Below are 10,272 nucleotides of genomic sequence, written 5' to 3' on the forward strand. Positions count from 1 at the left end.
GGCCGTGACCCCGCCCCCCGCGCCCGTGCGGCCGGCGCGCCCGCAGGGCGCCGCGCCCAAGGAGCCCCTGTGGCGCGACCTCGTCGGTGACGTCCTGCGGCGCGAACGACTCGCGCAGGAGCGGACGCTGAAGGACGTCGCCGACGCGGCCCGGATCTCGATGCCGTATCTGTCGGAGGTGGAGCGGGGCCGCAAGGAGGCCTCCTCGGAGGTGCTCGCGGCCGCCGCCCAGGCGCTCGGCCTCGGCCTCGGCGACCTGCTGACGATGGCCCAGCGGGAGCTGGTCCGGGTCACCTCCCGGCACGCCCACCGCGGCCGTACGACCACCACCTCGTCGTACGACGGGCTCTGCCTGGCCGCCTGAGGCCGGTGCCCGGAGCCGGCGTCTCAGACCGCCGCGAGACGCCGGCTCAGCACCTCGTCGGCCAGCCCGTACGCCACCGCCTCCGGTGCGGTGAACACCTTGTCCCGGTCCATGTCCGCCCGCAGCGTGGCGATGTCGTGGCCGGTGTGCCGGGACAGCACCTCCTCCACCTGGGACCGGATCCGCACCATCTCCTTGGCCTGGAGGGCGAGGTCGGACACCGTGCCCTGGCGTCCGCCGCTGGCGGGCTGGCCGAGCAGCACCCGCGCGTGCTCCAGCACGAACCGCCGCCCGGGATCCCCGCCGGCCAGCAGCACGGCCGCCGTGGACGCCGCCTGCCCGACGCAGAACGTGGAGATCGGCGCCTTCACGAAGGTCATGGTGTCGTAGATCGCCATCAGGGAGGTGTACGAGCCGCCGGGCGAGTTGAGGTAGACCGAGATCTCGTTCTCCGGCGCCGCCGACTCCAGATGGAGGAGTTGCGCGATGACGACGTTGGCGACGCCGTCGTCGATCTCGGTGCCGAGAAAGATGATCCGCTCCGACAGCAGCCGGCTGAACACGTCGTAGGACCGCTCGCCCTGCGGGGTCCGCTCGACCACGTGCGGAATGGTGTAACTCCCCATGACTACAGCCCGGTCCGTCGTCGTGTCGCGGCCGGCAGGAGCTCCGTGAAGGAGTCCACGATCCGGTCCACCATGCCGTACTCCCTGGCCTCCTCGGCCGTGAACCAGCGGTCGCGGTCGCCGTCCCGGGCGATGGTCTCCGGGCTCTGCCCGGTGTGCTCCGCGGTGATGCGCTCGATGGTCCGCTTGGTGAACTCCAGGTTGTCCGCCTGGATCTCGATGTCCGCGGTGGTGCCGCCGATGCCGGCGGACGGCTGGTGCATCATGATCCGCGCGTTCGGCAGGGCGTACCGCTTGCCGGGCGCGCCCACGCTGAGCAGGAACTGCCCCATGCTGGCCGCGAATCCCATCGCCAGGGTGGAGACGTCGTTGGGGATCAGCCGCATGGTGTCGTAGATGGCCAGCCCGGCGTGCACCGACCCGCCGGGGCTGTTCACGAACAGGCTGATGTCGGTCCGCGGGTCCTCCGCGGACAGGATCAGCAGCTGGCTGCAGACCCGGTTCGCGGAGACCTCGTCGACCTGGGTGCCCAGCAGCACGATCCGCTGCCCGAGCAGCTGTGCCGCGAGATGGTCGTCGAACCGGGTCGGCGGGGTGCCGCCCTCCTGCGCGCGCGGGGCGAACATCGTGTGCGGAGTCATCGGACCTCCTGGTCGTGGATGCCGGAGACTCCACTCTCGGCCGCGCGCGCCCCCGGCCGGCGAATTCTCTGCCCGCCGCAGATTCGCCGAGGGCAGAGCGGTCAGCCGATGTCCTTCTCCCGCAGCTGCCGGAAGAACGCCCGGACGTCCTCCACCAGCAGGTCCGGCTCCTCCATCGCGGCGAAGTGCCCACCCCGCTCCAGCTCCGTCCAGCGGACGATGTGCTCGGTGCGGTCGGCCTTGTGCCGCAGCGGGAGCTGCAGTTCCGCCGGGAAGAGGGCGACGGCGGTCGGCGCGGTGGACGGCTCGGCCGGTGCGGCGGCGCGGCCGGTGGCGTGCGCCCGCTCGTAGTAGATGCGGGCGGCGGAACCGGCCGTCCCCGTCAGCCAGTACAGCATCACGTTGGTCAGCAGCCGGTCCCGGTCCACGGCCTCCTCGGGCAGTTCCCCGGAGTCCGTCCACTCCTTGAACTTCTCGACGATCCAGGCGAGCTGGCCCACCGGCGAGTCGGTCAGCGCGTACGCCAGGGTCTGCGGCCGGGTCGCCTGGAGCACGGCGTATCCGGTGCCCTCGCTCGACCAGGCGCTCCACCCGCGCCAGGAGGCCAGCGTGCGCTCCCGCTCCTCGGGGCCGAGCGCCGCCAGCTCCTCCTCGGTGGGCTCCGTCGTCGCCTGTGCGCCCGGCAGCAGGTTGAGGTGGACGCCGATGACCCGGCCGGGGTGGGCGCGGCCCAGTTCGCGGGAGATGGCGGCACCCCAGTCGCCGCCCTGAGCGCCGAACCGCTCGTAGCCGAGCCGGCGCATCAGCTCGGCCCAGGCGTCGGCGATCCGGCCGGCCTCCCAGCCGGGCTCCGCCGTCGGCCCGGACAGGCCGAAGCCGGGGATGCTCGGCACGACGACGTGGAACGCGTCCTCGGGGTCCCCGCCGTACGCGGCGGGGTCGGTCAACGGCCCGACGACGTCAAGGAACTCGACGATCGAGCCCGGCCAGCCATGTGTGATGATCAACGGCGTGGCGTCCGGCTCGGGGGAGCGGACGTGCGCGAAGTGGACGTTCGCTCCGTCGATCGCGGTGGTGTACTGCGGCCATTCGTTGAGCTGGGCCTCGGCGGCCCGCCAGTCGTAGTCGTGCCGCCAGTACCGCACCAGCTCGCGCAGGTAGTCCGCGGGCACCCCGTACGCCCACCCCACGCCAGGCAGCTGGTCGGGCCAGCGGGTGCGGTCGAGGCGGTCGTGGAGGTCGGCGAGGGCGTCGTCGGGGACGGCGAGACGGAAGGGGCGGACGGCGTCCGCGGCGGCCGGTGACGTGGTCATGACCGCGATGCTAGGTGCCTGGGCCTGAAAGGGGCGCCGCATTTCCGGTCCGGTCCGACCGATGACTTTCGCCGCGGGCGGCGGTCGACAGTGGTGACCGCGTTCCACACCCAGGAGGCAGAGATGACCACCGACGGACTCACCACGTGTCTCTGGTTCGACACCGAGGCCGAGGAAGCCGCCCACCACTACGTCTCGATCTTCAAGAACTCGAGTATCGGCAGGATCGCCCGCTACCCCGAGGAAGCCCCGCGCCCGGCCGGCATGGTGATGACCGTCGAGTTCACGGCCAACGGCCAGCGGTTCCTGGCGCTCAACGGCGGCCCGGACTTCACGTTCAGCGAGGCGGTCTCCTTCGTCGTCCACTGCGACAACCAGGAGGAGATCGACTACTACTGGACGAAGCTGACCGAGAACGGCGGCGAGCCCGGCCCCTGCGGCTGGCTCAAGGACAAGTACGGCGTCTCCTGGCAGATCACCCCGAGCCGGCTGGACGACATGGTCAGCGACCCGGACCCGGCGAAGGCGCAGCGCGCGATGACGGCCATGCTGGCGATGGGCAAGCTCGACCTGGCCGCCCTGGAGAAGGCGTACGCCGGCGAGTGACCGCTCAGCAGCCGCCCCGCGGCTGCGCGCCCACCACCCGGGTGATCTCCGCGGCAGAGGCGTCCGGCGGCCGGACCGGCCGCGCCGCGGGGTCACCGCGTCCACCCCGCCTCCGCCGCCCGCGCGGGCCGGTCGGCGGGCGCGGCGACGGCCGGGTGGCTAGCGTGAGGAACGGACCGTTCCACCCCACCGGAAGGGGGCCGCGATCATGGCCGTGAAACCTGAGGGACACCCCTGCTGGGCCGACGCGATGTTCACCGACCTGGAAGGGGCCAAGAGCTTCTACGGCGACGTCCTCGGCTGGACCTTCGGCGAGTCGGCGACGGAGTACGGCAACTACACGGAGGCCTACCACGACGGGAAGGCGGTCGCCGCGATCGTCCCGCCCATGCCGGGCCAGGCGGGGGAGGGGGAGGCACAGTCGCAGTGGTGCCTCTACCTCGCCTCCCCGGACGCCGCCGCCACCGCCGAGAAGATCCGGCAGAACGGCGGCGAGGTGGTGGTGGAGCCGATGCCGGTCGCCGACTTCGGCACCATGTGCCTGGCCCGCGACCCGAGCGGGGTCGCGTTCGGGGTGTGGCAGTCGGGCACCCACGAGGGCTTCCAGGCGGAGATGGGCACGCCGGGCGCCTTCTGCTGGGCGGAGGTCTTCACCCGTGAGCCCGAGAAGTCGGACGCCTTCTTCCCGGCCGTCTTCCCGTACCGGGCCAAGCAGATGCAGGACGACGAGGTGGACTTCCGGATCTTCGAGGCCGGGGACGCCCCGGTGCTCGGCCGGATGAAGATGACCGAGGAGTTCCCGCGCGAGGTCCCGCCGCACATCAACGTCTACTTCGCCGTCCCCGACTGCGACGAGGCCGTGGCGAAGGCCACGGAACGGGGCGGTGTGCTGCGGCTCGGCCCGATGGACAGCCCGTTCGGGCGGTTCGCCTCGCTGAACGATCCGCAGGGGGCGAACTTCTCGGTGATCGACGTCACGAAGACCGAAGGGGAGATGCCCGCGACCACCGAGGTCTCCTGAAGACCGGGCCCCCACCCCGGCCGGGCTCCCGGCTCGGCCATGGCATGATCGGGCTCATGCGTGAACGAGTGGTGGCCGCGTGCGACGGGGCATCGAAGGGAAACCCCGGGCCGGCGGGCTGGGCCTGGGTCGTCGCAGACGAGTCGGAGACGCCCGCGCGGTGGGAGGCGGGCCCGCTCGGCCGGGCCACCAACAACGTCGCCGAACTGACGGCCCTGGAGCGGCTGCTGGCGGCGACCGACCCGGCCGTGCCGCTGGAGATCCGGATGGACTCGCAGTACGCGATGAAGGCCGTGACCACCTGGCTGCCCGGCTGGAAGCGCAACGGCTGGAAGACGTCCGCCGGCAAGCCCGTCGCCAACCAGGACCTGGTCGTGCGGATCGACGAACTCCTCGACGGCCGCACCGTCGAGTTCCGCTACGTGCCCGCCCACCAGGTGGACGGCGATCCACTCAACGACTTCGCCGACCGTGCCGCCAGCCAGGCGGCCTCCGGGCAGGAGCCGGCGGGCAGCGCCCTCGGCTCCCCGGAGCCGCCGCCCGCCCCGGACGCGCCGCCCGCCAGAACACCGCGCCGCCGCTCTCCGGCGGTCCGGAAGAGCGGCGGCGGTTCGCGGACGATCAAGGCGAAGTTCCCCGGTCGCTGTCTGTGCGGCCGGTCCTACGCCGCGGGCGAGCAGATCGCCAAGAACGACCAGGGCTGGGGCCACCCCGAGTGCCGCACCGCGGCGGCCGGCTGAGCGACGGCGGTACCGGCAGCCCCGCAGACCGCGCGGGACGCGGTGTGCTCAGACCTGGCCGCGCCAGGCCCCGGTCTCCTGCCCGCGCTCCTCGATGTACTTCTTGAAGCGCTGCAGGTCGCCCTTGGTCTGCCGCTTCACGAATCCGAGCTTGTCGCCGACGGTCTCGGCGACGCCGTCCGGCTGGAACTCCATCTGGAGCATCACCTTGGTGCGGGTGTCGTCGAGGCGGTGGAAGGTCACCACGCCCGCCTGGCGTGCGTCGCCGGCCACGGTCGTCCAGGCGACCCGCTCGTCCGGGATCTGCTCGGTGATCTCCGCGTCGAACTCCCGCCGGACCCCGTCGACCTTCGTCACCCAGTGGGTGAGCGTGTCGGTGCGCTGTTCGATGCGCTCCACGCCGTCCATGAACGCGGGGAACGTCTCGAACTGCGTCCACTGGTTGTAGGCGGTGTGCACGGGGACGGCGACCTCGATGGATTCCTCGACCTGCGACATGCGTCGGTCACTCCTTCGTCGTTCGTCGGACAGGTGCGACCCGGGTACCCGTGACCTGCGGGGCGATGCCTCCCGTCGGCCGGCGCTGTCAGTCGGTGTCGAACGTGTAGTGGGCGGTGTGGTCCAGGAGATCGGCCGGGGAGGTGTCGTTCCACGGCTTCATCCTCTCGTCGAGATCCACCACGTTCGGCGTCCCGGCGGCGGGGAGATAGCCGGATCCGGGGTGGCGGCGCTGCCACTCGGCCCACAGCTTGTCGACGTAGGCGTGGTGCAGCCAGAACACCGGGTCGTTGGGCGACATCCCGGTGGCCATCTGCCCGCCCACCCAGACGTGGACGCGGTTGTGCAGATTGACGCCGCGCCAGCCCTCCAGGTGGTTGCGGAAGCCGTCCGAGGCGCTGTTCCAGGGTGCCGTGTCGTACGTCGCCATGCCGAGCACCGACTCCACCTCGGCCCGCGTCGGCAGCTCCCGTACCGCGGTGCCGAGCGACCGCCGCAGGAACGCCCGCCCGTCCACGCGCACGTTGACCGGCCAGTTGCCGGCCGAGGCGGCGAACGGCCCGTCCATCACCCGGCCGTCCAGGCTGCGCCCGGTGCCGCCGAGGAAGTCCGGCGCCCACAGCGAGGCCCGGGTGGTGCGGTCGGTGGACCAGTCCCAGTAGGGGAGGGCGACCGAGGCGTCCACCGCCTGCAGGGCCCGCTCGAACTCCAGCAGGTATCTGCGGTGCCAGGGCAGGAACGAGGGCGAGCGGTGGCCGGTGCGCTCACCGGCGTCGGTGTCGCCGATGATGAAGGCGTTGTGGGTGGTGACGAACTCGTCGTAGCGGCCGCTGCGCTTGAGTTCCAGGACGGCGGCGACGAAGCGCCGCTTCTCGTCGGCGGTCAGGGTGGCCTGGTTCTTCCGGACGGTCATGTGCGAGTGCTCCAAAGAGGCGTGCGGTCGGATCAGTTGGCGGGGAACGGCAGCAGCCGCGCGCCCTGGAGTTCGTCGACCGCGGCCCGGGCGGCGGCCCGCGGGGTGGGGACGGGGTCGTAGTGGCTGACGACGCTGATCCAGCTGCCGTCGGCGTTCTGCATCACATGCAGCTCCACCCCGTCGATGAGGACCGCGTAGCCGCCGCCGTGGTGCTGGTGATGGCCCCCGGCGGCCGGCCGGCCCTGTATCCGGCGGCCCTTGTAGACCTCGTCGAAGGAGCCGGGCGCGCCGGGACGGTGCCCGGCGGCGGTGGCGGCCGGGGCGGCGACCGCCTGGGTGCCGGCTGCCGCGGCGAGGGCGGCAGCGGCGCCGATCGCACGACGACGGCTGAGTTCGGGCATACGGACCTCCGAAGGTGAAGGGGTGGATGACTCCGCATGCCTACCGGGCCGTGGGGCACTCCTGCGAACGGTTGGCTCTGATCCGGACAATTGACCACATGTCGTACAGAGTTGAACCAAGTTGATCTTGCTGGTGACGATGGTCCGGTGGAGGTGGAACGGGAAGTTCCTTCCCGTGGGGCCCCTGTTCCGCGAGGTAACTTTCCTCGGCCGGTCGGCCGGCGTGGCGCGGCTCACGCCGTGAAGCTGACGCAAACACCCGCCGGGCGACTGCTACTGTGTGTTGTCAACTGACCGCAAACAGTTATCACCCAGGGGTGCGCGTGAAGGTCGCCTGCGTCGGCGGCGGGCCCGCCGGCCTGTATCTGTCGATCCTGCTGAAGCTCCAGGACCCGTCCCACGAGATCACCGTCCACGAGCGCAACCCCGAGGGCTCCACCTACGGGTGGGGCGTGACCTACTGGCGCGGGCTGCTCGACCGGCTGCACCTGCACGACCCCGAGTCGGCGCGCGCCCTCGACGAGCACTCCGTCCGCTGGAACGAGGGAGTCGCCCACATCGGCGACCGCACCGTCCGGCACACCGGCGACCAGGGCTTCGGCATCGGCCGCCACCAACTGCTGGAGATCCTCGCCGCCCGGGCCCGCTCCCTCGGCGTCCGCCTGGAGTACGGCCACGAGGTCACCGCCGACCGGCTGCCCGACGCCGACCTGGTGGTGGCGGCCGACGGCGTCCGCAGTGCGCTGCGCAGCCGGTACGCCGACCACTTCGGCACCGAGGCGACGGCCGGCCGCAACCCCTACATCTGGCTCGGCACCACCAAGGCGTTCGACGCCTTCACCTTCGGCTTCACCGAGACCGACCACGGCTGGATCTGGTGCTACGGCTACGCCTACGGCCCCGACCGCGGCACCTGTGTCGTCGAGTGCGCCCCCGAGACCCTTGTCGGCCTCGGCCTGGACCGGGCCGACGAGGCCGAGGGACTGATCCTGCTGGAGAAGCTGTTCGCCGACGTGCTCGACGGCCACCGGCTGATCGGCCGCTCCCCGGCCGACGGCAGCGCACCCTGGCGGACCTTCCGCACCCTCACCAACCGCACCTGGTACCGCGACAACCTCGTCCTGGTCGGCGACGCCGCGCACACCACCCACTACTCCGTCGGCGCGGGCACCACCCTCGCCCTGGAGGACGCCGTCGCGCTGGCCGGCGCCCTGCGCGAACTGCCCACCCTGCCGCAGGCCCTCGCCCGCTACGAACGGGAGCGCAAGGCGGCCCTGCTCCCCGCGCAGAGCGCCGCCCGCTACAGCGCCCAGTGGTACGAGAACCTGCCCCGCTACCTCCGGCTCCCGCCGGAGCAGATGTTCGCCCTGCTCGGCCAGCGCCACTCGCCCCTGCTGCCGCACCTCCCGCCGCGGCTGTACCACCGGCTCGACCTGGCGGCCGGACGGCTGGTGGCGCTGCGCCGGTTCAAGCGCTGGCTGGGCCCGAAGATCGCCCGCGTCGCGCACGCCCGCACCGGGGCGGGCCGACGCGGGTGACACACTGACGCCATGGAAGAGCGCGTATTCGACAGATGGGGTCAGCGGGCGTCCGTCATCGGCCTCGGGACCTGGCAGCTGGGCGCCGACTGGGGCGACGTCGACGACAAGGACGCCCTCGCGGTGCTGGAGGCGGCGGCGGAGTCGGGGGTGACCTTCCTCGACACCGCCGACGTGTACGGCGACGGCCGCAGCGAGCAGACCATCGCCGCTTTCCTGCGCGGCCGGCCCGACCTGCACGTCCTCGTCGCGACCAAGATGGGCCGCCGCGTGGACCAGATCCCCGAGAACTACGTCCTGGACAACTTCCGCGCCTGGAACGACCGGTCCCGGCGCAACCTCGGCGTGGACCGCCTCGACCTGGTGCAGCTGCACTGTCCGCCGACCCCCGTCTACTCCTCGGGCGAGGTGTTCGACGCTCTGGACACCCTCGTCGCCGAGGAGCGGATCGGCGCCTACGGCGTCAGCGTCGAGACCTGCGAGGAGGCGCTGACCGCGATCGCCCGGCCGAACGTGGTCAGCGTGCAGATCATCCTCAACCCGTTCCGCATGAAGCCGCTGCGTGAGGTGCTCCCCGCCGCGCGGGAGGCCGGGGTGGGCATCATCGCCCGGGTGCCGCTCGCCTCCGGCCTGCTGTCCGGGAAGTACACCAAGGACACGGTGTTCCCGGAGAACGACCACCGCACCTACAACCGGCACGGCGAGTCCTTCGACCAGGGCGAGACCTTCTCCGGAGTGGACTTCGCCACCGGCGTCGAGGCCGCCGCCGAGTTCGCCGCCCTCGCCCCCGACGGATACACCCCGGCCCAGCTCGCGCTGCGCTGGATCGCCCAGCAGCCCGGCGTGACCACGGTCATCCCCGGCGCCCGTTCGCCCGAGCAGGCCCGCGCCAACACGGCGGCCGCCACGCTGCCGCCGCTGCCGGACACCACCCTGGACGCGATCCGGGACCTCTACGACCGGCGGATCAAGGACCAGGTCGAGGGCCGCTGGTAGCCGCCACCGCACCGCCCTCCCTCGGCGGGGACAGTTCTGCCGCCGAGGGGGAACCCGGAACGGGACATCCGTTCGTTTCCATCGGGGAGGCATCGTCGTGACGGCGGCAGAGGACAGTGAGAAGAAGAGGCCCAGGGGACGCAACGAGACGGAGGAGGAGAGAGCCGACCGGATGTGGGTCGAGCTCATCCAGGAGGTGCGCGTCGCGCAGATGGGCGTGCAGATCCTCTTCGGATTCCTGCTGACCGTCGTGTTCACCCCGACGTACCGCGGCCTCTCCGACACCGACCAGACGATCTACATCGTCACCGTCGTCCTCGGCGCCGCCGCCACCGGCGCCCTGATCAGCCCGGTCTCCCTGCACCGACTGGTCTCCGGGCGGCGGATCAAGCCGCAGGCGGTGAACTGGGCCTCCCGGATGACCCTTGTCGGCCTGGTCCTGCTGCTGGCCACCACGACCGCCTCGCTCCTGCTGATCCTGCGCGTGGCGACCCACGACCCCTACGTCCCGTACCTCGTCACGGGTGTGCTGGTGTGGTACCTGGTGTGCTGGTTCGGGATACCGATGTGGACGCGTTTCCGGCACACGAGCCGCTAGGCCGTGTCCGCAAA

At 71.8% G+C, this 10,272-nt stretch carries 13 protein-coding genes; 7 read left to right on the forward strand and 6 right to left on the reverse strand.

What is annotated here, in order from left to right:
- The first annotated feature begins 4 nt into the window (after positions 1–4).
- Complete coding sequence (locus CCN42_RS36265; protein ID WP_086741594.1) at positions 5–364, forward strand: helix-turn-helix domain-containing protein; 360 nt, start codon at positions 5–7, stop codon at positions 362–364.
- 23 nt (positions 365–387) lie between these two features.
- On the opposite strand, the gene CCN42_RS36270 is transcribed toward CCN42_RS36265, so the two are convergent.
- From CCN42_RS36270 to CCN42_RS36280, 3 genes are all read right to left on the reverse strand, one after another.
- Positions 388–990 (reverse strand): ClpP family protease, encoded by a 603-nt coding sequence (locus tag CCN42_RS36270; protein ID WP_086172659.1) that lies wholly within the window; start codon positions 988–990, stop codon positions 388–390.
- Positions 991–992: 2 nt separating this feature from the next.
- Positions 993–1,631: an ATP-dependent Clp protease proteolytic subunit gene (locus tag CCN42_RS36275; RefSeq protein ID WP_086741585.1), complete on the reverse strand. Its 639-nt coding sequence runs from the start codon at positions 1,629–1,631 to the stop codon at positions 993–995.
- 101 nt (positions 1,632–1,732) lie between these two features.
- Positions 1,733–2,944, reverse strand: coding sequence for an epoxide hydrolase family protein (locus CCN42_RS36280; protein ID WP_086741586.1), 1,212 nt, complete (start codon positions 2,942–2,944; stop codon positions 1,733–1,735).
- Between the two features lie 123 nt (positions 2,945–3,067).
- Between CCN42_RS36280 and CCN42_RS36285 the strand changes: the two genes are divergently transcribed.
- The 3 genes from CCN42_RS36285 to CCN42_RS36295 all read left to right on the forward strand — a co-directional run bounded on the left by CCN42_RS36285 (position 3,068) and on the right by CCN42_RS36295 (position 5,311).
- A complete protein-coding gene (locus CCN42_RS36285; RefSeq protein ID WP_086741595.1) occupies positions 3,068–3,550 on the forward strand; it encodes a VOC family protein in 483 nt (160 codons plus the stop codon).
- Between the two features lie 208 nt (positions 3,551–3,758).
- Positions 3,759–4,571, forward strand: a complete 813-nt coding sequence (locus CCN42_RS36290; RefSeq protein WP_086741587.1) for a VOC family protein — start codon at positions 3,759–3,761, stop codon at positions 4,569–4,571.
- Between the two features lie 44 nt (positions 4,572–4,615).
- Positions 4,616–5,311 carry a ribonuclease H family protein gene (locus tag CCN42_RS36295; protein WP_086741588.1) on the forward strand — a complete coding sequence of 232 codons (696 nt, stop codon included), beginning with the start codon at positions 4,616–4,618 and terminating at the stop codon, positions 5,309–5,311.
- Between the two features lie 48 nt (positions 5,312–5,359).
- Here the strand turns inward: CCN42_RS36295 and CCN42_RS36300 are convergent, their stop codons facing one another.
- The 3 genes from CCN42_RS36300 to melC1 all read right to left on the reverse strand — a co-directional run bounded on the left by CCN42_RS36300 (position 5,360) and on the right by melC1 (position 7,126).
- Positions 5,360–5,809: an SRPBCC family protein gene (locus CCN42_RS36300; RefSeq protein WP_086172664.1), complete on the reverse strand. Its 450-nt coding sequence runs from the start codon at positions 5,807–5,809 to the stop codon at positions 5,360–5,362.
- Between the two features lie 88 nt (positions 5,810–5,897).
- Positions 5,898–6,722 (reverse strand): tyrosinase MelC2, encoded by an 825-nt coding sequence (gene melC2 / locus CCN42_RS36305; protein ID WP_086741589.1) that lies wholly within the window; start codon positions 6,720–6,722, stop codon positions 5,898–5,900.
- 32 nt (positions 6,723–6,754) lie between these two features.
- Entirely contained in the window at positions 6,755–7,126 is a 372-nt protein-coding gene (gene melC1, locus CCN42_RS36310) for an apotyrosinase chaperone MelC1 (protein ID WP_086741590.1), read from the reverse strand.
- A 323-nt stretch (positions 7,127–7,449) separates the two neighbouring features.
- Between melC1 and CCN42_RS36315 the strand changes: the two genes are divergently transcribed.
- The 3 genes from CCN42_RS36315 (at position 7,450) to CCN42_RS36325 (ending at position 10,258) form a co-directional block, all read left to right on the forward strand.
- Complete coding sequence (locus CCN42_RS36315; RefSeq protein ID WP_211294874.1) at positions 7,450–8,664, forward strand: FAD-dependent monooxygenase; 1,215 nt, start codon at positions 7,450–7,452, stop codon at positions 8,662–8,664.
- A 12-nt stretch (positions 8,665–8,676) separates the two neighbouring features.
- Complete coding sequence (locus CCN42_RS36320; protein ID WP_086741592.1) at positions 8,677–9,660, forward strand: aldo/keto reductase; 984 nt, start codon at positions 8,677–8,679, stop codon at positions 9,658–9,660.
- A gap of 97 nt (positions 9,661–9,757) precedes the next feature.
- Positions 9,758–10,258, forward strand: coding sequence for a DUF6328 family protein (locus tag CCN42_RS36325; RefSeq protein WP_086741593.1), 501 nt, complete (start codon positions 9,758–9,760; stop codon positions 10,256–10,258).
- Positions 10,259–10,272: the final 14 nt, after the last annotated feature.

The sequence above is a fragment of the Streptomyces glaucescens genome (assembly GCF_002154375.1).
In the GTDB taxonomy this organism is placed as follows: domain Bacteria; phylum Actinomycetota; class Actinomycetes; order Streptomycetales; family Streptomycetaceae; genus Streptomyces; species Streptomyces glaucescens.

Excerpts from the sequence above, each read along its gene's own strand:
- melC1 (WP_086741590.1), bottom strand. The coding sequence starts at position 7,126 with ATGCCCGAACTCAGCCGTCGTCGTGCGATCGGCGCCGCTGCCGCCCTC.
- CCN42_RS36295 (WP_086741588.1), top strand. The coding sequence starts at position 4,616 with ATGATCGGGCTCATGCGTGAACGAGTGGTGGCCGCGTGCGACGGGGCA.
- CCN42_RS36280 (WP_086741586.1), bottom strand. The coding sequence starts at position 2,944 with ATGACCACGTCACCGGCCGCCGCGGACGCCGTCCGCCCCTTCCGTCTC.
- melC2 (WP_086741589.1), bottom strand. The coding sequence starts at position 6,722 with ATGACCGTCCGGAAGAACCAGGCCACCCTGACCGCCGACGAGAAGCGG.
- CCN42_RS36300 (WP_086172664.1), bottom strand. The coding sequence starts at position 5,809 with ATGTCGCAGGTCGAGGAATCCATCGAGGTCGCCGTCCCCGTGCACACC.
- CCN42_RS36270 (WP_086172659.1), bottom strand. The coding sequence starts at position 990 with ATGGGGAGTTACACCATTCCGCACGTGGTCGAGCGGACCCCGCAGGGC.
- CCN42_RS36275 (WP_086741585.1), bottom strand. The coding sequence starts at position 1,631 with ATGACTCCGCACACGATGTTCGCCCCGCGCGCGCAGGAGGGCGGCACC.
- CCN42_RS36285 (WP_086741595.1), top strand. The coding sequence starts at position 3,068 with ATGACCACCGACGGACTCACCACGTGTCTCTGGTTCGACACCGAGGCC.
- CCN42_RS36320 (WP_086741592.1), top strand. The coding sequence starts at position 8,677 with ATGGAAGAGCGCGTATTCGACAGATGGGGTCAGCGGGCGTCCGTCATC.
- CCN42_RS36290 (WP_086741587.1), top strand. The coding sequence starts at position 3,759 with ATGGCCGTGAAACCTGAGGGACACCCCTGCTGGGCCGACGCGATGTTC.